Raw genomic sequence first — 23,515 nt, 5'->3', positions numbered from 1 at the left:
GTGGGTGCGGTGGCTCCAGATTTTGGGTATTCGCCTCAAGCCGGGGCCACCGCGCCCACGACGAAACCAGCAAGGATCGGGAGACAGTGGCCATTCGCGCCGGTAACGGCAGATGCGTGAACTACCACGGACCATTGCTATCAGGGGCACTACAATAAAACCAATGCCATCCGCAGTGGTGATGCCGTTCGCACCGGTAGCGCCAGCAGTCAGGCAGGACTGACGCGTCCACCACGAATCCGCAAAGCCCCCGAGCCCGACAAGCCAGCCCCCCTGCAAGGGGTCGCTTTCTTTTGGTTACTTTTCTTTACGAGTAAAGAAAAGTGACACCTCCATGTGCCCATGAGCCTGACACCACTCCGCCTTTAGGCCCTGCAATCCTAAATCATTTACCTATAAAATCCAATATAAACACTTTAAACAAATCACCATTGTAAATGGCAATCACAATTGATGATTAGGCGAAATAATCCCATATCGCTCCATCTACCGCTACCAGTGTACATGGCCACTCGATCATAAATAATACTCGTCCTGAGCGCGAAGGCCCGAAACCAATAGTTGCAGAAACCCGCCAAACGAATAGACCGGCAGCCCCAGCCCCGCGACCCATCATCAACGCCCTACAATCAGCCCCCCAATTCATTTGAAAACAACGCCCCCCATCGTTTCATGAAGATGCCGCCACAGGATCTTCCCCTGCGCATTCCTCTCGAACACAACCGTCGACCAGCGCTCGCTGGCCACCCCGGCGCCATCGACCTGGTGTTCGCGATAGAGGATGGTTGCTCCCCCGGCCGACAGCCCGATCGACCGCAGATCGGACACCGCGATCCGGAGCCCGGGGCGGCGTCCGCCCGCCTGTGAAAAAAGCGCTCGCAAGGCGGGGAAATCCAACACGGCGGCAGCAGGCGTAATCATCGAGAATTGCGGCGAAAACCGCGACAGCAGGGACGCCAGCGCGTCCGGGTCCTCGCTGTCCTGCCCGCAGAACCACGCCTGTATGGCAACGTGGGCTTCGACGATCTCGGTAAAGAATGGGGTTTCGTCCATCATGATGTTCTTGTCGTGTTCTCGCTATGACGTTTTTCGAACCAGGGCCAACACTTGCGCGGTCTGGATCCGCAAGACGAAAGGCACTGGCAACAGGGTGAGCGTGGCGGCAATCAGGAAGCAGGCCCGGAATGAAGCCAATACCGCGCTGCCAGCCTGCGACGCGATGGCGTGGAGGCCATCCGCGCCGATCAGGAGGTTGAGCAGCATGCTCAGTATCGCCACGCCCAGACAGAAGCCCAACTGGCGATTGATATTCCAGAGCGCGCTCGCATGCCCCATCCTGGCGGGCTCGACATCGAGCATGGCGGTGCTTTGCGCCGTGCTGCTGCACAGGCTGCCGCCGAAGCCCATCAGCGCGTAGGCCGAAGCCAATACCGCATAGGCCGTGCCGCTGGATGTCATGGCAAGCACCACGATACCCACACCCTGGCATGCCATGCCAGCCAGCAACAGCGGCTTGGGACCAAGTTCGCCGAACCTGCGCCGCGTCAGGAAGATGGCCACGCATGAGGCGCCGGCCCAAGGCAGCATCAGCGCCCCGGTGCTCGCGGCCGTCAGGCCAAGAGGCCCTTGCAGGTACAGGACAGCCACCATGCTCACGCCCATGAACACGCCTGGCACGAACAGGTAGACCAGCATCGAGACGCGCAGGAGACGGCTGCCGGTCAGGCGCAGGTCGAGAACCGGATGCGGCTTGCGGAGCGCGTCTCGCACATAGAGTCCCGTTGCCAGCACCGCAAACCCCAGCCACAGGAATCCAGCCGGCGCCCCCGGCGACTCGCCCAGCAGGGTCAGCGCGATCAGCAGCGCGGTCATGGCCGCGGCGCCAAGCAGCAATCCTGGCATATCCAGCGGCGGGATGCGGGCGGCAACGACAGCCCGCTCAAGCCAGACCCACGCCAGCAGCAAGGTGAGCAAAGCCAGCGGGATGCTTGAAAAGAAGATCCATCGCCACGAAAGCGCCTGTACGATCAAGCCACCAACGAAGGGAGAGATTGCCGGCACGATGAGGGCGACCATCATGACCAGCGAAGTCAGCCTGACACGATCGCCCGGCGCATAGTGCCGGTAGGCCATGGCCTGCCCCACCGGTATCAGGAGTCCACCGCCGAGCCCCTGCACGAAGCGGAATACGATCAGGCCGGAAATGGAGCCCGCCAGCCCCGCCGCCAGCGATGCCAGTACGAAGAGCGCCAGGGAGAGCACCATCAGGCGCCGTTCGCCAAGCGCACTGGCGAGCCACACGCTCAGAGGAATGACGATGGACAGGCCGAGCATATAGGCGTTGCCAATCCATGCGAGCTCGCCGACGGTGGCGCCGAGCGCGTTCCCTATCTCCGGATAGGCGATGTTGGCAATGAACATATTGACGAGATCGATAAAGAACCCGAGCAGATACACCAGTGCCACTTTCGAACGATACGGCATCGCACCTCCTTTCCCAGGGGACGAATCCTATCTCGCCAGGGCGCCTTGGACGTAGATCCGGAACACAGATAAACTGTCAAAATGATTTTGACAAATGATTCTTGAACTATGCATGGAGACGTCATGGTCAGCCTCGACCGGTTCGATACGTTCAAGGCCGTTGTCGAGGCCGGTTCGCTCACCGGCGCGGCCAAGGCGCTGGGCCAGACCCGCGCCGTCGTCAGCTTCAATATCATCCGGCTCGAAGCCGAACTCGGGGTCTCCCTGCTGACCAGGAGCACCCGCAAAGTCGTTCCCACCGAAGCGGGCGAACGGTTTTACCGCCGCTGCGTACGCGTGCTCGACGAAGCCAGGCTGGCCATCGACGATGCCCGCTCGGAGCATAAGGAGTTGACCGGCACGCTGCGCATCACCACCACCTTCGAGTATGGGTTGAGAAAGATAGTACCGGCGCTCGAAGCATTTACCCGGCTGCACCCTGGGCTGCGCGTCTGCCTTTCCTCCTCGTCCGGGCATGCCGACCTGATCTCGGAGCGCTTTGATCTGGCGATCCGCATCGGCAGCATGGAAGACACGAGCCATCGCGCAACCTTGCTGTCGCGGCACGATATTTTTCCGGTTGCGTCAGCGGCTTTCCTCCAGCGCTTGCCGCATGGAGGCCTGGCAACGCTCGAAGCGCTGGCGCAGGCCCCGTGGATAGAACACAGCCGGCTGCCGGCGTCGAGACAATGGGACATAACCGGTCCGGATGGCAAGACATACCCGTGGCGGCCCAGGGGAAAGGCCATGCTCGCCGCCGACAGCGCCTCGGCGCTGCACGCCTTCGCGCTCGCCGGTCATGGCGTGGCCCTGCTGCCGGCCTGGATGATCGAGGCGGATCTTCAGTTGGGACGGCTGTGCAGGCTGCTGCCGGATTATCGCTTTCCCGTGCAAGGCGTCTACGCGGTATATCCGAACACGCGGCATGTGCCGGCGAAGGTAAAGTCCTTTATCGGCTTTCTGAAAAATAGCGAGGCCGCGGCAGGCGGTACGGCAGGTGCTTACGCGCGCTGAAGCGCGGGGGCGCGGGTGCGCGGGGGCACGGAAGGATGGCGCGGAGACGCTGCGTCAGCCCCGAGGACGCGCTATCGCTGCCGCTCCAGATAACGGCTCGGCGACTGCCCCAGTACGCGCCGGAACAATGCCGTGAAGGCGCTCGGACTACCGTAGCCGAGATCCAGCGCCACGCGGGTGACCGACTCGCCGTTGCCGAGGCGCTCAAGGGCGCTCAGCAGGCAGGCTTGCTGGCGCCACTGCGTGAAGCTCACGCCGGTCTGCGCCCTGAATGTCCGGGTGAACGTGCGCCGGCTCATGCCTGCGCGGGCGGCCATCTTGTCTATATCGGCGCCGAGCGAGGGGCTGGCGAGCAGATCGCGGCACAAGCGCGCCAGGCGCGGCTCGGCCGGCAATGGCGCATGGAGCGAAAGCGACGGCATGACGGCGATCTCATCCAGCAGCAGTGACATGATCTTGCCCGCGCGGGCGTCCGGCTGGTAGAGCGCCGGCAGGTCCACGGCCTCGGCAAGGAGATGGCGCAGCAGCGGCGACACGCCGAACACGCGGCAGTCGTCGGGCAGTCCGGCGGCCCTTGCTGCGTCCGCGGCGACAAAGGTGTTCAGCATCGTCACCGGGCCGCTCATCTGCATTTCATGCACGACGCCCACCGGTATCCAGCACGCGCGTTGCGGCGGGACGAGCCAGCTCCCGCCCGGCGTCTGCACGCTGATCGTCCCGCAAGCGGCATAGGCAAACTGGCCACGGCGATGCGCATGGGCTGGAAAAGTCGAAGCCGCCGGGTAGTCGTTGGCCGTCACCACGACGCTTCTCGGGATGTCCTCGTAGGGGTCAAGCAGTGTATTGCGCATGGCCCGGACTCTACAGGTATTGACCCGCCATCGGAAGCGGGCAGGCGCCGCCGGTTCTACCATGCTCGTCTCGACAGCACCGGTGCAGGCAAGGCCTTCGCACTCCCTGCCCATGCAACCGCTCACGCTTTCTCTTTCGCTTCCGGAGGCAATATGTCCAACACGTTTCATCGGGTAGGGACCGGTCCCCACCCCGTTATCGTCCTGCACGGCTGGTTTGGCGACTGCCACGCCTTCGAACCCATGGAGAGCGCGCTCAGCCGCGACGCGTTTTCCTACATCTTCATGGATTACCGGGGCTATGGATACCGGCGCTCGGTCACGGGAGCCTATACCATGGACGAGATCGCGGCCGACACCCTGGCGCTCGCGGACAACCTCGGGTTCGGCAGCTTCAGCCTGGTCGGCCACTCGATGGGAGGCATGGCGATCGAACGCGTGGCGGCCCTGGCGCCCGGGCGGATACGAACGCTCGTCCCCGTCGCGCCGGTACCGAGCTGCGGCATCGTTTTCGACGATGCCGGGCGTTCGCTGTTCCATGGCGCGGCCGGCAGTATCGAGAACCGGCGCATCATCATCGACCGCAGTACCGGGCAGCGCCTGCCCCGGGCCTGGGTCGACTGGAAGGCCGCCTACTCATGCGAGCGTTCGTCGAAGGCCGCGTTTTCCGCCTACCTGGATGCCTGGAGCAATACCGATTTCAGTTCGCAGGCCAGGGGAGCGCGGCACCGGGTCAGGGTGCTGGTCGGCGAGCACGATCCCACTTTCACTGCGGACCTGATGCGCGCCACCTACCTTGCCTGGTACCCTGACGCCGAGCTGGAGATCCTGTCCAATGCGGGCCACTACCCGATGAACGAGGTACCGCTCGCCCTCGCCGCCAGTATCGAGCGCTGCTTGCTGCAACAGGCATGACAGCATCGGGGCCGGCGGGCTGGTAACGAAGGACGCGGGCGGGGACGATGCCGCCCCCGAAGTGCCGCCAGGGGCACCCAGACCGGGAATCGATGCCGGCGGCGGCGGGTCGCATCGCCTATGATAGGCAGTGAGGTGGCGCGCGCCTTGCGAGGCGCCCCGCGCCGGGCAGGAATCAGCAGGAATCAGCGAAAGGAGGCACGTCGTGGACGATCCTGTGGCTGGCCAGTTTTCGGAGATCGAAGACAGGGTGTTGCTGTGCATCTACCTGCTGTCCGACACCAGCAAGCCGGCGAAGCGCGAATTGCATGACGACTGGGACTCCGCCCACACCTGGTGTTCCCGCTACGTCCACGATGGATTCACGATCGGCGACGGTTCGGCGCAAGACCGCTACCCTGCCCATCAGATCCACAAGATCAGGTGCCTGCCGGTGAAGCGGGTCACCGAAGGATTCCCGCCGGGCGACCCCCACGAGAATCCTGACGACCGCATCGTCCACTTTGAAGATGAGGAAGGCCACCGGCTCGACATCTGGACGATGCCGGTGTGAGCCGGTGCGGCTCGCCTTGCTGCGGTTTCGCCCAGGACGAGTCCCCGCCGGTCAGAGATCGAGTTCCAGTCTCTCCGTGCATGCGCGGGACACGCACAGCATGACGCTGCGCTGCGCCGCGCGCTCCTCATCGCTCAACACGTAGTCGCGATGATCGGCAATCCCCGCCAGCAGCGTCACCTCGCAGCTACGGCAAAGGCCTTCCCGGCATGAGGAGGGCGTTGCGATGCCGGCGGCTTCGACGGCGTCGAGCATGCTGGCGTCGGCCGGTACCTGGAGTTCCAGCCCCGACCTGCGCAGGCCGATCGTGAAGGCGCGGTCCCCCTGCCGGACGGTCTCGCCAGGGGCGGCAAAGCGCTCGAAATGTACGCTGCCCCGTGCCATGCCGAGGCGGCCGGCGGCATCCGCGACCGCATCCATCAGCGGGCCGGGGCCGCAGCAATAGACATGGTCCCCCGGCCGCTGCCCATCGAGCCAGGCGAGGATATCCGCCGGGCCGCCGTGCTCGTCGTCCGCGTGCAGCCGCGCCCGGGCGCCGTGGCCGAGCAGCGCCTCGCGCCAGCCGGCACGCCCGCGCGAGCGCACGCAATACAGCAATTCCCAGTCGGCGCCATGCCGCTCGCACCAGTGGATCATGCTGAGGAAAGGCGTGATGCCGATGCCGCCGGCGATAAACCGGTGCCTGCCCGCCGCCGGCGCCAGGCCGAACTGGGCACGGGGATAGCCCACCGCGACACGCGCTCCGCTTTGCAGGGCAACGTGGACATAGCGCGAGCCCCCGCGCGAGTCGGGCGCCAGCCCGACGCCAAGGCAATAGCGGTCGCGCTCCTCGCTATCGTTGCACAGGGAATACTGGCGCACCAGGCCACCCGGCAGGTACAGGTCGATATGCGCGCCCGGCGTGAAGGGCGGCAGCGGAGCGCCTCGCGGATCGCGCAGTTCGAGCCAGGCCACGCCTTCGGCTTGCGGCGCGCGCGCGGCAACCACCAGTTCGAGCAGGTCAGGCGGCGCGGGCACGAGGCGTCTCCGGTTGCGCCTGCTTCTGCTCCTGCGTGCGCTTTTGTTCTTCCTCCGCCATCCGTTTCACCGTCCAGCGGAACTGCGAGAGCGCCGCGTCGATGCCGAGCGGCACCATGCGGAAATCCGGATCGAGCGCGAGCTGGCGCTGTTGCGCCATGATCATGGCGCGGTCCTCATCGAACGCAGTGACCACGCTCTGGTGAATCGATGCCGTCACCTCAGGCTGGTCGATGGCGAAGTTGTGCGGATGGGCGAAGAAGTAGTGCGTCGACCGATCGGTCTCCGGGGTCAGCGCCTGGCAGCCACGAAACTCGGCGGCGTTCTCCCGGCGTCCGCCGGGCGCCCCGCTACCGGCGGGCGCCATGCCGGAATCCATCAGCAGGATGCCGGGCACCAGGAAGTCGTAGATATTCCAGCGGTCGACCTTGCCCTGGTAGTGCTTGACCTGCTGCGCAAAGGCCGGCGGCTCGGTATCCAGCGTCCACCGCGTAACGCGCACGCCGCGCTCCAGCTTGTCGACCGTTGGCGTCACGCGCGCGTAGTCCTCGGAGCCGCCGAGCGTGGTCGGGTGGACATACGGCAGATGCGAGAAGTCGAGCAGGTTGTCGGCGATCAGCAGGTAGTCCACGTCGTAGTGGATGTAGCCGTCGAGGCTGCGCCACGCCGGATCGTCGAGCCAGTGCGTGTCCGGTATCAGTGCCGGATCGGCCCGATCGGCCTCGCCCATCCAGATCCACACCCAGCGGTGTTTCTCCACCACGGGGAAGGTGCGGACCCGCGCCTGCGGCGGAATGCGTCCCTGCGCGGGGATTTCGACGCAAGTGCCGGCGCTGTCGAACTTCAGGCCGTGATACAGGCAGCGCACGCAGTCGCCTTCGCGGCGTCCGGCGGAGAGAGGCGCGCCGCGATGGCAACAGCGGTCTTCGAACGCGACCGCCTTGCCCTCGGTGGTGCGCCACAAGGCTAGCGGTACGTTGATGATGGTGCGGGCGAGAAAGCCGTCTTGCGGGATCTCCTTGTCCCAGCCGGCGACATACCAGCAATTCTTGACGAACATCATGGTCTCCTGAAGCTTGGTTTAAGCGGCAAGTCAGGCGCAGCGGATTGAGCCGGCATAGGCTCAGTCGCGCACCAGTTCCCAGCGGCCGTTGCGAATACGCACCATTGCCGCGGCGCGCTTGTCGTAGCCGACATGGTCGGCCTTGCTCATGGTCGAAACCCCCTGCGAGGTCACGAGATCGCGGGTCGACTCGAGGGCGTCGCGCAGCGCGCTGCGGAAGGCCTCGGTGCCCGGCGCGGCTTTCGCCAGGGCGAGCGGAATGGCGTTGCGCAGCACCAGCTGCGCGTCCCAGGCGTTGGCGGCGAAGATCGACATCGAACCCGTGCCGTATGCTTTCTCGTAGCGCGCCACCAGGTCGGTGGCGACGGGCCGCACGGGATTCGCCGCATCAAGCTGGTCGGCCACCAGCACCGGCCCGACCGCGAACAGCGCGCCCTCGGCGTCCTTGCCCGAAACGCGCAGGAAGTCCAGGTTGGCAATGCCGTAGGTCTGGTAGATGCGCCCCTTGTAGCCGCGTTCGGCCAGCGTCTTCTGCGGCAATGCGCCTGGCGTGCCGGAGGCGGCGATCAGCACCGCGTCCAGCTTTGCCGCCGTCAGCTTGAGCGCCTGCGCCACCACGCTGGTATCGGTACGCACGTAGCGCTCGGCGGCAACCAGCCGGATGCCGGCGGCGTCGAGCTGGTTGCGGATCTCGGCCAGCCATGCATCGCCGTAGGCGTCGGCAAAGCCGATGAAGCCGAGCGTCTTCACGCCCGATTTCTTCATGTGCGCCAGCGTGGCCGCGACCATCAGGCTCTCGTTCTGGATCGCCTTGAACACCCACGCGCGCTTGCCGTCCATCGGTTCGACGATCTTGGCGCTCGCCGCCAGGCTGAGCAGGGGCACCTTGTTCTCGGCGGCCACGTCGACCAGCGGGAGCGTGGCCGGGGTGACGGACGAGCCCAGCGCCACGTCGATCTTGTGCTCGTCGATCAGCCTGCGCAGATTGCGCGTGCTATTGGTCGGGTCCGAGGCATCGTCCATCACGATGTAGCGCACCGGCTGCCCCGCGATCTCGTCCGGGAACAGCGCGATGGCGTTCTTCGCCGGCAGGCCGAGCGACGCGGCGGGACCGGTCTGCGACAGCGTGACGCCAACCTTGATGTCAGCGTGAGCGACCGACACGGCGGGCGGGGCAAGAAGGCAGACTGCCATCAGCAGGCAGGCTGCCGGGCCGCGCGGGCGGCACACGGGGCGGTGGGGCATGGATGGTCTCCGGTTGGATCCGCCCGTCTGGCGCGGGCAGTGCTGCCACATTAGGAGGGGGGGTATCATGTGTCAATCTCATCCATCTCATATTCGGAATGAATACGATGCATGAACGTGACCTGGACATGAACCTGATCGGCGTCTTCGACGCGCTGATCCGCGAGCGCAGCGTGACGCGCGCCGCCGAGCAGCTGGGCGTCACGCAGAGCGCGATGAGCCACGCGCTGGCCCGGCTGCGCGCGTTCTACGACGACCCGCTGTTCGTCAAGAGCGTGGACGGCATGCAGCCCACGCCGCGCGCGGAAGCGCTTGCGCCGTCGATCCTCAAGGTGATGGAGACCGTGCGCTCGGAACTGCTGTCGCGCGCCAGCTTCAATCCACTGACTGCGGAGCGGCGCTTCAGCCTGTGCATGACGGACATGGGCGAGCTGGTATTCCTGCCGCCGCTGATCGCGCAATTGCGCAAGGCCGCGCCGCGCTGCACGCTGCGCACCTTGCAGTTGCCGCTGCAGCAGATTCCGCAGGCGCTGGAAGCGGGCGATGCGGACCTTGCGCTCGGCTCGATGCAGACCATGCCGCAAGGCCTGTACCGGCAGCAATTGTTCACGCATCCCTTCGTCACGCTGGTGGCGAAGAGAAACCGCAAGGTGGGCACGGCGCTCACGCTGGCGCAGTTCCAGGCGATGCCGCATGTGGTGGTGACGCTCACCGGCAAGCGCAACGAGGCCTACGATCGCGTGCTGGACGATATGGGAATCCGGCGCAACATCTACCTGATCACGCCGCACTTCCTCGTCGTGCCGCTGATCCTGGAACAGAATCCGGACATGGTGGCAACGGTGCCGCGGGAGCTGGGCACGGTCTTTTCCCGCTATAACGCGGTGCGGGTGGTGGCGCCGCCGCTGTCATTGCCGCGCTTCGCGCTGCGCCAGCACTGGCATCCGCGTTTCCACCACGACGAGGCCAATGTCTGGCTGCGGCAACTGATCAAGAAGACGTTCGCTTCGTATCCGGAATGAGTTCGCCGTTGTTGCCCGGGTTCGCTATCGGCGCGCCGCCGGCATCGCCTCATGCATCGCACCGAAGCGCCACGACAGCCGCTGCGCGGCCTGGCGCAGGATTCCGGCCGTGGCCCCGCCGGTGCTGCTGTCAAAGCTGCCCGACGTGCCCATGACCGCGATGACCAGCGCGAGGCTGCCGGTGTGGTCGAACACCGGCGCCGCCAGCGTGTCGATGCCCGGTATCGGCTTGCTCAAGGCGTTATCGAGTTGCTTCTCGCGGATTTCCGCCAGCCGGGCCTGATACGCCGGCGCGAGCGCCCCGCCCTCGCCGGCATGCGGACCGGCGATCTCCGACATCGGCACGCCAGCCAGCCTGAGCGCATCCTGCGCGAGCAGGCCGGCCAGCACGTTGCCGGGCAGGTAGGCCGCCATCAGCCTGCCGATCGCCGTATTCACGAGCGACAGCACCGTGCCCACGCGCAGGCTCACGTGCTGCGGACGCGCCGCTTCCTCCAGGCGCACCACCGTTGGCCCCAGCGGGCCGAGTACCGCCATCGCGACGCTCAGGCCGGTGGTGCCGGCCAGTTCGATCACTTCCGGCTCGGCCTCGCGCGTGGGCGAGAGCCGCTGCAGTGCAATCAGGCCGAGTTCCAGGCTCAGGGGCCCGGAGAGGAAATTGCCCGCCGCATCGCGTGCCAGCAAGCCCACCTTCTGCAGGCTGACGAGATGCGGGAACGCCTTGGCGGGCGGCATCCCGGCCGCGCGGGCCAGGTCGCGCAGCGGCAAGGGCCGCCCCGCCGCCGCCAGGGCGGCAAGCAACTGGCCCGTGTTGTCGAGCGACTGGATGCTGCGCTGGGGCTTGCTGGTTTCGTGGCTGGCGGCGGTTTGCATGCGTCTGGTGGAGTCTGGTGGAGTCTGGTGGAGGCCTGCGTCATCCGGGCCGGCGTGCGATCTCTTCGCGAATGGCGGCGGCAGTGGCAAGCAGCGCGCGGGCGACAGGACCGCGCCAGGCCACATCGATCGCGCCGGTCGATCCCACCACGGTCAGCGCCAGGCGAAACTGCCCGGCCGCGTCGAGCACCGGCACGCTCAGGCTGCTGACCGCGGGGCTTGGCGCGTCGATACTGCGCTCGATGCCGCGCGCGCGAATGGCGTCGAGATCCGCTTCGAAGGCGGCGATGTCCAGGCTGGCCTTGTCCGCGGCCTGCTGCTGCAGCCACAGCATGCGCCATTGCGCAGGCGGGAGGAAGGCACAGAACACGCGCCCGGTCGCCGTTGCCGATAGCGACATGACCGTGCCGACGTGCAGGTTGACGTGCAGCGGCGAGCCCGCGTGCTGGTAGCGCACGATGGTGGGCCCCTGCGGGCCCGCGATGCAGATCGCCACGCTGAACCCGCATGTGCCGGCGAGCGCGGCCACTCGCGGCACGGCCGCCAGATAGGCGGGGTCGTGGTCGAGATACAGCATGCCGAGCTGGAGGGCCAGCGGGCCCGGTTCGTAGTGCCCGGACAGGTGGTCCCGCTTGATCAGCCCGAGCCGCGTCAGGGTGACGAGATAGGTGTGCGCCTGCGCGGGCGCGATCTGCACGGTGGCCGCCAGGTCGGCCAGCGCCAGCGGGCGGCGCGCGTCGGCCAGCGCGCGCAGGAAGCGCCCGCCGACCTCGACGCTTTGTATGCCGCGCTGCTCTTTGTCCGTGCCACCCGCGCCTGACGTCCCGTCCGCTGCTCGTGCCATGCGTTCCCCGCTTGAAAACCCCAGATAGTAATCGACCGGCCCGGGGCCGGTTGGCTTCTCTCAGGGTATTCCCTTGGTTTGGACGTTGCATCTGGCGCCAGGCCAACATTAGTCAATAGCAATAATATTTGCTATTGACTAATGTTGATGGCTTTCCTAAGATGCCCTTACCCCGCTACCGGTGCAGTTACAGAGTCAACACGGGGCGAGACAGCCCCCGCCATGCAGCCCCCGGCATCTGCTGTCTCCCCTCCACCCACACAAGAGAAGAGGCAAGCATGAGCAAGGCATTCGCATCCCAGGCCGACCTGGAAGCCAAGAAAGTCACCTTCACCCAGCTCTCCGAGAACGCCTACGCGTACACGGCCGAGGGCGACCCCAACTCGGGCGTGATCATCGGCGACGATGGCGTGCTGATCGTCGATACGACCGCCACGCCCGCGATGGCGCAGGACCTGATCGCCAGGATCCGTTCCGTCACCGACAAGCCGATCAAGTACGTCGTGCTCTCCCATTACCACGCGGTGCGCGTGCTGGGCGCGTCGGCCTATTTCGCCGAAGGCGCGCAGCAGGTCATCGCCAGCCGCGGCACCTACGAGATGATCGTGGAACGCGGCGAGGCCGATATGAAATCGGAGATCGAGCGCTTCCCGCGCCTGTTCGCCGGGGTGGAAACCGTGCCCGGCCTGACCTGGCCGACGCTGGTGTTCGAGAAAGAAATCACGCTCTACCTGGGCAAGCTCGAAGTGCGCATCGCCCACCTCGGCTCGGGCCATACCAAGGGTGACACCGTGGTCTGGCTGCCGTCGCAGAAGGTGCTGTTCTCGGGCGACCTGGTGGAATACGACGCCGCCTGCTACTGCGGCGATGCGCAACTCGAACAGTGGCCCGCCACGCTCGACGCCCTGCAGGCGCTCGGTGCCGAGAAGCTGGTGCCGGGACGCGGCCCCGCCTTGACCAACCCTGAAGAGGTCCGGCAAGGCATCGCCTACACCAAGGATTTCGTCACCACGCTGTTCCAGGCCGGCAAGGAAGCCGTGGCGGATCAGCTCGACCTGAAGACGGCAATGGCGCACACCCGCAAGTCGATGGACCCGAAGTTCGGCCATGTCTTCATCTACGAGCACTGCCTGCCGTTCGACGTGTCGCGCGCCTTCGACGAAGCGAGCGGCATCACGCATCCGCGCATCTGGACGGCCCAGCGCGACAAGGAAATGTGGGCCGCCCTCCAGGGCTGAGACGCCGCGCGTCATACGGCAAGAACGGAACACCGAGAAGAGAGTGGACGGAGACCAAGGCATGAGCATCGACTACCAGCGCCTGACATTCGAGTACCAGCCTTGCGCCGAGCAAGGACCGGAGCATGCGGCAGGCCATGCTCACCCTGTCATCGTGGTCGGCGCCGGGCCGGTTGGCCTGGCCACCGCGATCGACCTGGCCCAGCTTGGCGTGCCCGTGGTGCTGGTGGACGATGACTGCACGCTGTCCAGCGGCTCGCGCGCGATCTGCTTCGCCAAGCGCACGCTCGATATCTTCGACCGGCTGGGCTGCGGCGAGCGCATGGTGGAAAAAGGCGTGTGCTGGAACGTCGGCAAGGTATTCCTGCGCGACGAGCAGGTCTACGGCTTCGACCTGCTGCCGGAAAGCGGCCACCAGCGGCCGGCCTTCATCAACCTGCAGCAGTACTACGCCGAAGGCTTCCTGCTGGACCGCGCGCGCCAGTTGCCCAACCTGCAGGTCCGCTGGAAGCACAAGGTCGTCGGCATCGCGCAGCGCCATGCCGGCACGCCGGACGCGGCCGTGACGCTGACGGTGGAAACACCGGACGGCACCTATGCGCTCGACGGCCGCTACGTCGTGGCGGCCGACGGCGCCCGCAGCCCGCTGCGCGGCCTGCTCGGGCTGGACAGCAAGGGCCGCACCTTCAAGGACCGCTTCCTGATCGCCGACGTGAAGATGGAAGCCGATTTCCCGACCGAGCGCTGGTTCTGGTTCGATCCGCCGTTCCACCCGAACCAGTCCGTGCTGCTGCATCGCCAGCCCGACAATGTCTGGCGCATCGACTTCCAGCTCGGCTGGGACGCCGATCCGGTCGCCGAGAAAGCGCCCGAGCGCGTGATGCCACGCGTGCAGGCGCTGCTGGGGCCGGATGCGAAGTTCACCCTGGAATGGGTCAGCGTCTATACGTTTTCCTGCCTGCGCATGGACAGCTTCCGCCATGGCAATGTGCTGTTCGCCGGCGACGCCGCGCACGGCGTCTCGCCGTTCGGCGCGCGCGGCGCCAACAGCGGCGTACAGGATGCGGAGAACCTCGCATGGAAGCTGGCCTTCGTCCTCCAGGGCCGCGCGCCGGACAGCCTGCTCGATACCTATGCGAGCGAGCGCGAGTACGCCGCCGACGAGAACATCCGCAACTCGACGCGCTCGACCGATTTCATTACGCCCAAGAGCCCGGTCAGCAAGGTCTTCCGCGATGCCGTGCTGAATCTGTCGAAGCAGCATGCGTTCGCGCGGCAACTCGTCAACAGCGGGCGGCTCTCCGTGCCGGCGGTATTGCACGCCTCGCCGCTCAACACGCCGGACAGCAGCGCCTTTGCCGGCCGCATGGTGCCAGGCGCCGCTTGCGTCGATGCGCCGGTGTCCGGCGTGACGGGTACCGGCTGGCTCCTGCAGCATCTCGGCGGGCAGTTCACGGGGCTGGTGTTCGGCGCGCCCGATACGCTGGATGCCAGCGTGCTGCATGCCTTGCAGCGCCTGCAGCAGGGCACGACGCCTCTCAAGCTGGTCTTTGCCGGTGCCGGCGATGCCTCCCCACCGGCGCCTGCATGGCCCGGCGCCGCCGTACTGCGCGACGCTGAAGGCCTCGCGGCACAGCGCTACGACGCGCAGCCCGGCACGTTCTACCTGATTCGCCCCGACCAGCATGTCTGCGCGCGCTGGCGGCAGGTTGACGCCGCCGCCGTCGAGAAGGCGCTGGAACGCGCCACCGGCAAGGCGCCGGCAGCGCAAGCCGCACAGCTGGCGGCATAGGCAGCCCGGCCACATCCCGCACGAAAGGCACAGCAATGGCACTCAATACACAACCCAACCTGACGCAAGCCGACGACTTCTACGAAGCGTTGATCGACATGCACCGCGACCTCGACGACGGCCAGAGCCAGGCGGCCAACGCACAGCTGATCCTGCTGCTGGCCAACCACATCGGCGATCACGACACGCTGATCGCGGCCATGCGGCTGGCGCGCGAAGGCACGGTCCGCGGCCCCGCCGCCCAGGCCTGAGCACGGCAGGCGCAGCCGCGGCTGCGCCTGCTCCAACCTCTTTGCCAAGGCGCGCGAGACGCAGGCATCCAGGGCCCTGCCGGGCCCGCGTTCCCGGAGACAATCCATGACTTATTCCGCCACAGGGGCCATCGCGCCCCCGGCTAGTGCCGCCCATGACGAGGCCGCGCTCTATCGCAAGATCTGGCTGCGCATCATTCCCTTCCTCTTCATTTGCTACGTGGTCTCTTTCCTCGACCGCATCAACATCGGTTTTGCCCAGTTGCAGATGAAGCAGGACCTGGGCTTCAGCGATGCGATGTACGGACTTGGCGCGGCTGTCTTCTACATTGGCTACGTGCTGTGCGAGGTGCCCAGCAATATGCTGCTGGCGCGCTTCGGCGCCCGCCGCACCTTTACCCGCATCATGCTGCTGTGGGGCCTGGCCTCGGTCGGCATGATGCTGGTTTCGACGCCGTCGCACTTCTATGCGCTGCGCTTCCTGCTCGGCGTCTTCGAGGCGGGCTTCTTCCCCGGCATCGTGTTGTACCTGACCTACTGGTTCCCGGCGCGGCGGCGCGCCGCCGTGATGGCGATCTTTTTCGCCGGGGTTGCGGTGGCAGGCGTGCTGGGCGGGCTGGTGTCCGGCTGGATCATGCGCGACATGGCCGGCGTGCTTGGCCTCTACGGCTGGCAGTGGATGTTCGCCATCGAAGGCGCGCCTGCCGTTCTGCTTGGCCTCGTCGCCGCGGCCTGCCTTGTCGATGGCCCCCAGCACGCGCGCTGGCTTTCCGCCGGTGAAAAGGCACTCCTCGCCGCACAACTCGACGCCGGCGGGAAATCCGGCCATGCGCATGCGCTGGGCACGCTGAAGCAAGCGCTGCGCAATCCCCGCATCTACGTCTTCGCCTTCATCTATTTCTCGCTCACCTGCGGCTCGCTGACGCTGAGCTTCTGGATGCCCCTGATGATCCGGGATTTCGGCATCAACGACGTGATGTCGATCAGCCTCTACTCCGTCATACCGAACGCGATCGGCGCCGTGGGCCTGATCGCGATCGCGCGCCACTCGGACCGGCGGGGCGAGCGGCATCGCCACTTCCTCGCCTGCACGGCTGGCGGCGCGCTGGCGCTGGCGTTGCTGACCCTGCATCTGCCCAGCTTCGCGGCGATGCTGGCGATCCTGTCGGTGGCCGCCGTGCTGATCTTTGCCGCGCTGCCGATCTTCTGGGCCCTGCCGCCGAGCCACCTGCCCGCCAATACGGCCGCCGCCGGCATCGCGTTCATCAGCAGCATCGGCATTACCAGCGGCATCGTCAGCCCGTGGGTCATCGGCCAGATCAAAACGCATACCGGCAGCATGGACAATGCGCTGTACCTGCTGGCCGCGTTGCTTTTGATGAGTGGCGCCGCCATGTGGGTGGGCGTGCCGAGAACCGAGGCAAAAGGCTAGGCTTCAACGATCCGGCAATCCGCGGAGCGCGGTCCTCGCGCTGGAGCCTGTGTTGCGGCCATTCCCCGCCAGGGTTCGTCCCTGGCGCTTCCCCTTTGGATCAGTGACGGCATAGCCACTCCGGCGCAGCCTCCCTGCTCAGTCTTGGCTAAGTCTCCTGCGCTACGCTTTCTCCCGGGCAAATGTCTGCCTGTTTCCGGAGAAACACATGTTCCACCTCCCGTGCGCCACCATGGCAGCTTCGACCCTGTCGCCGGCGCGGCCTGCCCGGTTTGATCTGTGACCGGCAGCGGGTTCGCCATGGAAGCGCTCAACCGCAGCCTCTATTTGGCCATCAACGCGCCGGATCACCCCGCTGCCCTGGTGGTTGCCGCCGCCGCCATCTTCGGCGAATACGCCATCTGGATCGTTCCCGCCATGGTAGGACTTGGCTGGCTGCGTGGCGATACGTCCACCCGGAAGATCTTGCTGGAAGCCACGGCATCGGCCCTGTCGGGATTGTTCGCGAACCAGCTGATCGCACTGGTCTGGCAGCATCCCCGCCCGTTCATGATCGGCCTGGGCAACACGCTGATCCCGCATGTGGCGGATTCTTCCTTTCCCAGCGACCACCTGACGCTGCTTTGGGCGGTGGCGTTCAGCCTCCTGATGCAAGACCGCTCAAGACGGGTGGGGCTTGCGCTGGCCTTGCTCGGTATCCCGATGGCATGGGCCCGCATTTACCTTGGCGTGCACTTTCCGCTGGATATGGCGGGCGCCGCCCTGGTGGCCTTGCTGAGCGCCGGCGGCGCGCATTGGGCGGCCCCGTGGTTCGTGACACCCGCCTGCAACGCGGCAAACCGCGTGCACCGCTGCCTGTTCGCCCCGCTGATCCGCCGTGGCTGGGTGCAGAAGTGACGGATTGCAGCCAATTGCTATTGCTATTGCTATGGCAGGGCTAAGTCTTGCCAAGCAGACTCCGATCAGCATCGCCGCGGTGAAACAACCCTCACTGGAGAAAGCCATGAGCCAACCGGCCAGCCCCACCCTATTTCCGCCCGCAGGACGCAACAAAGTGCCGGAGGTAACGGCGTTCTTCTGGATCATCAAGATGATGTCCACCACCGTGGGCGAGACCGCCGCGGACTACCTGAACGTCAACCTGGGCCTGGGCCTGGCCAGCACCTCGGCCGTCACGGGCCTGCTGCTTGCCGTTGCCCTGTTCTTCCAGATGCGGGCGAAGCGCTACGTGCCTTCGCTCTACTGGACCAGCGTGCTGTTGATCAGCGTGTTCGGCACCTTGATCACCGACAACCTGAGCGACCGGCTCGGCGTGCCGCTATCGGTCTCGACCACCGCGTTCAGCCTGGCCCTGATCGCTACGTTCGCGGTGTGGCATGCAAGGGAAGGGACCCTCTCCATCCGCGCCATCGATACCGTCAGGCGCGAGTGCTTCTACTGGGCCGCGATCCTGTTCACCTTCGCCCTGGGTACGGCTGCCGGCGACTGGGTGGCCGAGGGGCTGGGCCTGGGCTACGGCTATTCCGCGCTGCTGTTTGGCGGCCTGATCGGCGCCATCGCACTGGCTCGCTATGCGTTCCGGGCGGACACGGTCGCCTGCTTCTGGCTGGCCTATGTGCTGACCCGCCCGTTCGGCGCTTCGTGCGGCGATCTCATGTCCCAGTCCGTCCAGGACGGCGGCCTGGGCCTGGGGACCGCCGGCACCAGCGCGATGTTCCTTGCGACCATTGTCGGCCTGGTCATCTATCTGTCGCTTGCGCAGAAGCGGCTGGTGAATTCCTGAATGCGCCGAATGTACTGAATGTACTGAATGCACGATTTCCACCATCGGACATGAGAGCAGACCATGAATGAAAATCCAATCCAACCGAGCCTCGCGCAACCAAGCCTGAGCAAGGTGCCGGAGATCACGCTGATATTCTGGATCATCAAGATCGCGGCCACCACGCTGGGGGAAACCGGCGGCGATGCCCTGTCGATGTCGATGAACCTGGGCTACCTCGTCAGCACGGCCATCTTCGCGGTGGTCTTCCTGATCGCCGTATCGGCCCAGGTTTCCGCCAGACGCTTCAACCCCGTGCTGTACTGGGTGACGATCGTCGCCACCACGACGGTGGGCACGACCCTGGCCGATTTCGCCGACCGGTCCCTGGGCATCGGCTATGCCGGCGGCACCTCGATACTGCTCCTGTTGCTGATGCTCTCGCTGGCCATCTGGTACCGGACGATGGGCACCGTATCGGTCGATAGCGTGAAATCCCCCAAGGCCGAGATGTTCTACTGGGTGACGATCATGTTCTCCCAGACCCTGGGCACCGCGCTGGGCGACTGGACCGCGGATACGGCGGGGCTGGGCTACCTGGGCGGGATGATGGTCTTTGGCGCGCTGCTGGCCACGCTGGTCGCGGCTTACTACTGGACACGAATGTCCCGCACCATGCTGTTCTGGGCCGCCTTTATCCTCACCCGGCCGCTCGGCGCCGTGGTGGGCGACTTCCTCGACAAGCCGCTGCAGGCCGGCGGGCTGGCAATGAGCCGCTTTGGCGCCTCGGCCGCACTGACGACGCTCATGGTGGCCTGCATCCTGCTGGTCCCGCAAAGGGCCGCGGCACGCAACCACTGACCCCCGGGCCCGCAAGACCGTACCCCCGCATCCACAATCCAGAGCGAGAACCGACATGCTTACCACCGGACTGTTCGGCTGGCTGTCCAGCGATCATCACCTGATGGCCTTGATGGCGCAGAACTGGTGGCTCGGCGTCCTGATCGTGGCCGGCATCGTCTTCCTGGAGACCGGGCTGGTGGTGCTGCCCTTCCTGCCGGGCGATTCGCTGCTGTTCACTACCGGCGCCTTCCTCGGGGCAAGCGGCATTTCGCCGCTGTGGGCCATCCTGCTGACCGGCCTGGCCGCCGTGCTGGGCGACGGCGTCAACTACCTGGTTGGCCGCTCGGCCGCGGGACAATGGCTGATCCGGCGCGGGTGGATCACGCCCCGCCATCTGCAGAAGACGCGCGCCTACTTCGACCGTTTTGGCGCGCCCACCGTCACGATTGGACGGTTTGTCCCGATCGTGCGCACCGTCACCCCGTTCCTGGCGGGCCTTTCCGGCATGTGCCCGCGCCGGTTCGCGCTGTATAACGTGCTCGGCGCTATGATGTGGTGCCCGGGGCTGCTGCTGGCCGGCTACTGGCTTGGCGGCATTCCCTGGGTGCGGGGGCATATGAGCTGGCTGACCGCCGGCATCGTCGTCGCATCGTTGCTGCCGGTGCTGTTCCAGCTAAGGCGCGGCGCATTGGCTACGGGAGGGTGAATGCGGGTATTGCTGGTCGAGGACGACCCGATGATCGGACAGGCAATCCAGGAAGCGCTGAAAGACGCTGCCTACGCCGCCGACTGGGTCGGCAACGGGCAATCGGCCCTGGATGCGCTGGCCCGCCAGCACTATGACTTCGTGCTGCTCGATCTTGGCTTGCCGGGAAAGAGCGGCCTGGCGGTGCTGGCTTCGGTGCGCGCCCGGGACAACCCCGTGCCGGTGCTGATCATCACGGCGCAGGACGGGCTCGACGACCGCATCCGCGGGCTGGACGCCGGCGCCGACGACTACGTGCTCAAGCCGTTCGAGATGGCCGAGCTGCTGGCCCGCATGCGCGCCGTGTGGCGGCGCAAGGGCGGCGCGGCGGCGCCGGTGCTGAGCAATGGCATCGTCAGCCTCGATCCGGCCACGAAGCAGGCAACCGCGCCTGGCGGCGATGGCGTGCTACTCACCAACCGGGAATTCGCCCTGTTGCAGGCCTTGCTGGTCCGGCCAGGGGCCATCCTTTCCCGTACCGACCTCGAGGAACGCATCTACGGCTGGGGCGAGGAGGTGGAAAGCAACGCGGTCGAGTTCCTGATTCATGCCCTGCGCAGGAAGCTGGGAAGCACCGTGATCAAGAATGTAAGGGGCGTGGGATGGATGGTCGCAAAAGAGGATTGAAGGGATTGGAAAGATTCACGGGATTCAAGGATTCGATCCAGGTTCGCCTCTCCCTCTGGCTCTCGCTTGCGATCCTGCTGGTGGCGCTGCTGGCCGGGGTGTTCTCCTTCGTGGCGGCATTCCAGGAAGCCAACGAGCTTCAGGACGATATGCTGCGCCAGGTGTCGGTCCTGTTCGATCGCCAGCATCTGCCGGTGCCCCACCTGGGCGATAAAGGCCGGCTTGCGCATAGCGACGAGGAGGCCCGCGTCATCGTGCAACTCGTTTCGCAAGGCACGGCCGGCGGCGCCGGCCCGGATGCCGGGCAGCCGCTGGCGTTGCCAGCCGCGGTCCCTGACGGGATCCAGACCCTCACCATCAAGAACGAGCGCTATCGGGTCCTGGTGCGCACGCTGTCCGCGGGTGACCGCATCGTGGTGGCGCAGGAAACCGGCATCCGCGACGAGATCGCACGCGATGGCGCGCTGCGCACCACGCTGCCTTTCCTGGTGCTCGTGCCCATCCTGCTGCTGATCGTGGCCGACCTGGTGCGCAAGATGTTCAGGCCCATCGCCGTCCTGTCGGAAGAGATCGATGAGCGCGGCGAGCAGGAACTGCACCCCTTGCCGCAGGATCACCTGCCCGCGGAGGTTCGTCCTTTCGTCGTGGCCATCAACCGCCTGCTGGGCCGGGTCTCGCAATCGATGGAAACCCAGCGCCGCTTCGTCGCCGACGCAGCGCATGAGCTGCGCTCGCCGCTGACCGCGCTGTCCCTGCAGGCGGAACGGCTGGCAGGCACGGAGATGTCCGAGAATGCGCGGGCGCGGCTTGCCACGCTGCGCCAGGGCATCGAGCGGGGCCGGGGCTTGCTGGAGCAACTGCTGAGCCTGGCCAGGGCGCAATCCTCGGTGCCCGCACCCACCGCCCCGGTGTCCGTGCAGCGGGTGTACCGGCACGTGCTGGAAGACCTGATGCCGCTGGCGGAGGCCAGGCGCATCGACATCGGCGTGGAGGGGGAATCGGATGCGCTGGTCTTCGCCAGCGAGGTGGACCTGGTCACCATCGTAAAGAACCTGGTCGACAACGCGATTCGCTATACGCCCGAAGGCGGACGGGTCGACCTGTCGGTGCAGACGCGCCGGGACGAGGCGATCCTGCAGGTAAAGGACTCCGGCTCCGGCATCGCCCCGGAAGAGCGCGGCCGTGTGTTCGATCCGTTCTACCGCGTACTGGGCAACGACGCGATCGGGTCCGGTCTTGGCTTGTCCATCGTCCGTACCATCGCGGACCGCATCGGTGCGCAGGTCGGCATCGGGTACGCCGACGAACCGGCCCGAAAAGGGCTGAGCGTAACGGTAACGGTGCGGCTTGCCGGGGCTGGAAGCCGCTAGGAAACAGCCGGGAAACAGCTTTCGCTCCCGTTCCTGGTACTTCCGCTGAACAGGCAAGCTCGGGCCGGCCGGCGGCGGGTGGCATCCTTGTAGATACCACTTAACACGCCTAAGATTGTGTTGTCTGAGGCTTATCCGGCTTCGCTCCCGGCATCGGGCGATCGATCGATTCGACATGACGCTCGAGGAGAGAGTGATGACGGCACCCAGTCGCATCCGCACCGTCAGCCGACGCACGGTGCTCAAGGGGGCTGCGGCGGTCGCCGCCTTGCAACTGGCGCCGCCGTTCATCATCAAGGCACGCGGCGAGACGCCCCTGCGCATTGGCCTGGTCGATCCCCTCACCGGCGTCTATGCTGCGGTTGCACAAAATGAAGTGACGGGCGCGAAGCTTGCCGTCCAGCAGGTCAACGCCAAGGGCGGCATCCTCGGCCGCCCCGTCGAACTCCTGGTGGAGGATTCGGCGAACGACGTCGGCACCGGCGTGCAGAAGGCGCGCAAGCTGATCGAGCGCGACCAGGTCAGCTTTCTCATCGGCGACGTGAACTCCGGCATCGCCCAGGCCATCTCCCAGGTCAGCAACGAAAAGCGGATATTGCACATCGTCTCCGGCGGCCACACGGACACCATCACGGGCAGCGATTGCAAGTGGAACGTCTATCGCGTCTGCAACACCACGAGCATGGAGGCGAATGCCGTCGCCAGCCTGCTGTTCAGCAAGTACGGCAAGAGGTGGCATTTCATCACGCCGGACTACGCCTTCGGCCACACCCTGCAGAAGGCCGCGGCGGCGGACCTGCAGAAGCTGGGCGGCACCATCACCGGCAACGAACTCACCCCGCTCGGCACCACCGACTTCTCCGCCTACCTGATCAAGGCGCGCGCCGCCAATCCGGACGTTCTGCTGGTGCTGCCGCAAGGCTCCGACATGGTCAATTGCCTGAAGCAGATCGCGCAGTTCGGCATCGCCAGGCAGATGCACATCGCCGGGCTGCAGCAAGAGCTCGAATCGCTGGAGGCGATGCCGCCGGAGGCGCGCGTGGGCGTCTGGATGTTCGAGTGGTACTGGAAGCAGCCCGGAGTCCCCGGCGTCGACAAGTTCGTCGCCGATATCCGCAAGGTGAACGGCGGCAAGGTGCCCACCGCGCGTCACTGGTTCGGCTTTACCTCGGTCCATACCCTTGCCGCCGTCGCCAACAGGGAAAAGAGCCTCGATGCCAGAAAACTCGCCGAGGCGCTCGGCGGGTTCGAGCTGGCGGATGACGTCAAGCTGCAGCCCAATAAGTGCTACTACCGCAAGGGCGACCACCAGCTCATGACATCGTCCTTCGTCGGCGAAGCGCTGTCCAGGCCGGCCGGCGATCCCGAGGACCTGTTCCGCGTCGACCACGTCATCGCGGGCGACAAGACGGCGCCACCCGAGAGCGCGACCGGCTGCAAGCTGCAGTGGCCGGCCTGATCCCGCGCAGCACCAGCCATGCGGCGAGGCCGGGCGCCACCCCATATCCATGACTGCCCTGAACCGGACAGGCGCA

Annotated in this window: 23 protein-coding genes; 15 read left to right on the top strand and 8 right to left on the bottom strand. The window is 66.0% G+C overall.

The annotated features are described in order from the left end of the window. Positions 1-642 precede the first annotated feature (642 nt). Positions 643-1,056, bottom strand: coding sequence for a DUF4440 domain-containing protein (locus tag AC3FOF_RS38365; protein WP_488729595.1), 414 nt, complete (start codon positions 1,054-1,056; stop codon positions 643-645). A gap of 21 nt (positions 1,057-1,077) precedes the next feature. Beyond that, positions 1,078-2,484, bottom strand: a complete 1,407-nt coding sequence (locus tag AC3FOF_RS38360; protein ID WP_488729594.1) for an MFS transporter — start codon at positions 2,482-2,484, stop codon at positions 1,078-1,080. Between the two features lie 123 nt (positions 2,485-2,607). Here AC3FOF_RS38360 and AC3FOF_RS38355 point away from each other — a divergent pair, with 123 nt between their 5' ends. Next, a complete protein-coding gene (locus AC3FOF_RS38355; protein ID WP_488729593.1) occupies positions 2,608-3,537 on the top strand; it encodes a LysR family transcriptional regulator in 930 nt (309 codons plus the stop codon). Positions 3,538-3,608: 71 nt separating this feature from the next. Here AC3FOF_RS38355 and AC3FOF_RS38350 read toward each other — a convergent pair whose 3' ends face one another. Continuing rightward, positions 3,609-4,388 (bottom strand): AraC family transcriptional regulator, encoded by a 780-nt coding sequence (locus AC3FOF_RS38350; RefSeq protein WP_017225248.1) that lies wholly within the window; start codon positions 4,386-4,388, stop codon positions 3,609-3,611. Positions 4,389-4,541: 153 nt separating this feature from the next. On the opposite strand from AC3FOF_RS38350, the gene AC3FOF_RS38345 reads away from it, so the two are divergent. Beyond that, the gene (locus AC3FOF_RS38345; protein ID WP_488729592.1) at positions 4,542-5,303 is read left to right on the top strand and encodes an alpha/beta fold hydrolase; all 762 of its coding nucleotides are present in this window, start codon (positions 4,542-4,544) and stop codon (positions 5,301-5,303) included. A 205-nt stretch (positions 5,304-5,508) separates the two neighbouring features. Beyond that, positions 5,509-5,856, top strand: a complete 348-nt coding sequence (locus tag AC3FOF_RS38340) for a hypothetical protein (RefSeq protein WP_017225250.1) — start codon at positions 5,509-5,511, stop codon at positions 5,854-5,856. Between the two features lie 51 nt (positions 5,857-5,907). Here AC3FOF_RS38340 and AC3FOF_RS38335 read toward each other — a convergent pair whose 3' ends face one another. From AC3FOF_RS38335 to AC3FOF_RS38325, 3 genes are all read right to left on the bottom strand, one after another. Continuing rightward, complete coding sequence (locus AC3FOF_RS38335; RefSeq protein WP_488729591.1) at positions 5,908-6,873, bottom strand: PDR/VanB family oxidoreductase; 966 nt, start codon at positions 6,871-6,873, stop codon at positions 5,908-5,910. Continuing rightward, positions 6,857-7,933: an aromatic ring-hydroxylating dioxygenase subunit alpha gene (locus AC3FOF_RS38330; RefSeq protein WP_488729599.1), complete on the bottom strand. Its 1,077-nt coding sequence runs from the start codon at positions 7,931-7,933 to the stop codon at positions 6,857-6,859. The genes AC3FOF_RS38335 and AC3FOF_RS38330 overlap by 17 nt, the downstream gene beginning before the upstream one ends. Before the next feature lie 63 nt (positions 7,934-7,996). Continuing rightward, the gene (locus tag AC3FOF_RS38325; RefSeq protein ID WP_488729598.1) at positions 7,997-9,130 is read right to left on the bottom strand and encodes an ABC transporter substrate-binding protein; all 1,134 of its coding nucleotides are present in this window, start codon (positions 9,128-9,130) and stop codon (positions 7,997-7,999) included. Between the two features lie 158 nt (positions 9,131-9,288). Here AC3FOF_RS38325 and AC3FOF_RS38320 point away from each other — a divergent pair, with 158 nt between their 5' ends. After that, positions 9,289-10,203 (top strand): LysR family transcriptional regulator, encoded by a 915-nt coding sequence (locus AC3FOF_RS38320; protein WP_017224398.1) that lies wholly within the window; start codon positions 9,289-9,291, stop codon positions 10,201-10,203. Positions 10,204-10,227: 24 nt separating this feature from the next. Here AC3FOF_RS38320 and AC3FOF_RS38315 read toward each other — a convergent pair whose 3' ends face one another. Next, positions 10,228-11,076, bottom strand: a complete 849-nt coding sequence (locus AC3FOF_RS38315) for an IclR family transcriptional regulator (protein ID WP_488729590.1) — start codon at positions 11,074-11,076, stop codon at positions 10,228-10,230. Between the two features lie 40 nt (positions 11,077-11,116). Beyond that, positions 11,117-11,920 carry an IclR family transcriptional regulator gene (locus AC3FOF_RS38310; RefSeq protein ID WP_488729589.1) on the bottom strand — a complete coding sequence of 268 codons (804 nt, stop codon included), beginning with the start codon at positions 11,918-11,920 and terminating at the stop codon, positions 11,117-11,119. Between the two features lie 278 nt (positions 11,921-12,198). Between AC3FOF_RS38310 and AC3FOF_RS38305 the strand changes: the two genes are divergently transcribed. From AC3FOF_RS38305 to AC3FOF_RS38255, 11 genes are all read left to right on the top strand, one after another. Continuing rightward, a complete protein-coding gene (locus AC3FOF_RS38305; protein ID WP_276266640.1) occupies positions 12,199-13,158 on the top strand; it encodes an MBL fold metallo-hydrolase in 960 nt (319 codons plus the stop codon). 61 nt (positions 13,159-13,219) lie between these two features. After that, positions 13,220-14,950 carry an FAD-dependent oxidoreductase gene (locus AC3FOF_RS38300; protein ID WP_488729588.1) on the top strand — a complete coding sequence of 577 codons (1,731 nt, stop codon included), beginning with the start codon at positions 13,220-13,222 and terminating at the stop codon, positions 14,948-14,950. Positions 14,951-14,985: 35 nt separating this feature from the next. Continuing rightward, positions 14,986-15,201 (top strand): DUF2783 domain-containing protein, encoded by a 216-nt coding sequence (locus AC3FOF_RS38295; RefSeq protein ID WP_488729587.1) that lies wholly within the window; start codon positions 14,986-14,988, stop codon positions 15,199-15,201. A gap of 106 nt (positions 15,202-15,307) precedes the next feature. After that, positions 15,308-16,633 (top strand): MFS transporter, encoded by a 1,326-nt coding sequence (locus AC3FOF_RS38290; protein WP_488729586.1) that lies wholly within the window; start codon positions 15,308-15,310, stop codon positions 16,631-16,633. Positions 16,634-16,933: 300 nt separating this feature from the next. Further along, positions 16,934-17,530 carry an undecaprenyl-diphosphatase gene (locus AC3FOF_RS38285; RefSeq protein WP_488729585.1) on the top strand — a complete coding sequence of 199 codons (597 nt, stop codon included), beginning with the start codon at positions 16,934-16,936 and terminating at the stop codon, positions 17,528-17,530. A 106-nt stretch (positions 17,531-17,636) separates the two neighbouring features. Next, positions 17,637-18,416, top strand: a complete 780-nt coding sequence (locus tag AC3FOF_RS38280) for a COG4705 family protein (RefSeq protein WP_488729584.1) — start codon at positions 17,637-17,639, stop codon at positions 18,414-18,416. A 63-nt stretch (positions 18,417-18,479) separates the two neighbouring features. Next, the gene (locus AC3FOF_RS38275) at positions 18,480-19,256 is read left to right on the top strand and encodes a COG4705 family protein (protein WP_488729583.1); all 777 of its coding nucleotides are present in this window, start codon (positions 18,480-18,482) and stop codon (positions 19,254-19,256) included. A gap of 55 nt (positions 19,257-19,311) precedes the next feature. Next, positions 19,312-19,944, top strand: a complete 633-nt coding sequence (locus AC3FOF_RS38270) for a VTT domain-containing protein (protein WP_017228531.1) — start codon at positions 19,312-19,314, stop codon at positions 19,942-19,944. After that, a complete protein-coding gene (locus tag AC3FOF_RS38265) occupies positions 19,945-20,610 on the top strand; it encodes a response regulator transcription factor (protein ID WP_017228530.1) in 666 nt (221 codons plus the stop codon). It abuts the gene before it with no gap. After that, positions 20,586-21,980, top strand: coding sequence for an ATP-binding protein (locus tag AC3FOF_RS38260; protein ID WP_276266646.1), 1,395 nt, complete (start codon positions 20,586-20,588; stop codon positions 21,978-21,980). The genes AC3FOF_RS38265 and AC3FOF_RS38260 overlap by 25 nt, the downstream gene beginning before the upstream one ends. 196 nt (positions 21,981-22,176) lie before the next feature. Next, positions 22,177-23,439, top strand: coding sequence for an ABC transporter substrate-binding protein (locus tag AC3FOF_RS38255; RefSeq protein ID WP_488729582.1), 1,263 nt, complete (start codon positions 22,177-22,179; stop codon positions 23,437-23,439). Positions 23,440-23,515 lie beyond the last annotated feature (76 nt).

The organism is Cupriavidus sp. 96C5-1, from assembly GCF_057798855.1.
The sequence above is the reverse complement of the archived record's forward strand: the minus strand, read 5'-3'. Positions and strand labels throughout refer to the sequence as shown.

Bases quoted from the DNA above. Each gene is read 5' to 3' on its own strand.
- AC3FOF_RS38285 (WP_488729585.1), top strand. From the start codon at position 16,934: ATGGAAGCGCTCAACCGCAGCCTCTATTTGGCCATCAACGCGCCGGAT.
- AC3FOF_RS38260 (WP_276266646.1), top strand. From the start codon at position 20,586: ATGGATGGTCGCAAAAGAGGATTGAAGGGATTGGAAAGATTCACGGGA.
- AC3FOF_RS38255 (WP_488729582.1), top strand. From the start codon at position 22,177: ATGACGGCACCCAGTCGCATCCGCACCGTCAGCCGACGCACGGTGCTC.
- AC3FOF_RS38305 (WP_276266640.1), top strand. From the start codon at position 12,199: ATGAGCAAGGCATTCGCATCCCAGGCCGACCTGGAAGCCAAGAAAGTC.
- AC3FOF_RS38360 (WP_488729594.1), bottom strand. From the start codon at position 2,484: ATGCCGTATCGTTCGAAAGTGGCACTGGTGTATCTGCTCGGGTTCTTT.
- AC3FOF_RS38350 (WP_017225248.1), bottom strand. From the start codon at position 4,388: ATGCGCAATACACTGCTTGACCCCTACGAGGACATCCCGAGAAGCGTC.
- AC3FOF_RS38330 (WP_488729599.1), bottom strand. From the start codon at position 7,933: ATGTTCGTCAAGAATTGCTGGTATGTCGCCGGCTGGGACAAGGAGATC.
- AC3FOF_RS38310 (WP_488729589.1), bottom strand. From the start codon at position 11,920: ATGGCACGAGCAGCGGACGGGACGTCAGGCGCGGGTGGCACGGACAAA.
- AC3FOF_RS38265 (WP_017228530.1), top strand. From the start codon at position 19,945: ATGCGGGTATTGCTGGTCGAGGACGACCCGATGATCGGACAGGCAATC.
- AC3FOF_RS38365 (WP_488729595.1), bottom strand. From the start codon at position 1,056: ATGATGGACGAAACCCCATTCTTTACCGAGATCGTCGAAGCCCACGTT.
- AC3FOF_RS38270 (WP_017228531.1), top strand. From the start codon at position 19,312: ATGCTTACCACCGGACTGTTCGGCTGGCTGTCCAGCGATCATCACCTG.
- AC3FOF_RS38355 (WP_488729593.1), top strand. From the start codon at position 2,608: ATGGTCAGCCTCGACCGGTTCGATACGTTCAAGGCCGTTGTCGAGGCC.
- AC3FOF_RS38295 (WP_488729587.1), top strand. From the start codon at position 14,986: ATGGCACTCAATACACAACCCAACCTGACGCAAGCCGACGACTTCTAC.
- AC3FOF_RS38280 (WP_488729584.1), top strand. From the start codon at position 17,637: ATGAGCCAACCGGCCAGCCCCACCCTATTTCCGCCCGCAGGACGCAAC.
- AC3FOF_RS38315 (WP_488729590.1), bottom strand. From the start codon at position 11,076: ATGCAAACCGCCGCCAGCCACGAAACCAGCAAGCCCCAGCGCAGCATC.
- AC3FOF_RS38300 (WP_488729588.1), top strand. From the start codon at position 13,220: ATGAGCATCGACTACCAGCGCCTGACATTCGAGTACCAGCCTTGCGCC.
- AC3FOF_RS38290 (WP_488729586.1), top strand. From the start codon at position 15,308: ATGACTTATTCCGCCACAGGGGCCATCGCGCCCCCGGCTAGTGCCGCC.
- AC3FOF_RS38320 (WP_017224398.1), top strand. From the start codon at position 9,289: ATGCATGAACGTGACCTGGACATGAACCTGATCGGCGTCTTCGACGCG.
- AC3FOF_RS38275 (WP_488729583.1), top strand. From the start codon at position 18,480: ATGAATGAAAATCCAATCCAACCGAGCCTCGCGCAACCAAGCCTGAGC.
- AC3FOF_RS38345 (WP_488729592.1), top strand. From the start codon at position 4,542: ATGTCCAACACGTTTCATCGGGTAGGGACCGGTCCCCACCCCGTTATC.
- AC3FOF_RS38325 (WP_488729598.1), bottom strand. From the start codon at position 9,130: ATGGCAGTCTGCCTTCTTGCCCCGCCCGCCGTGTCGGTCGCTCACGCT.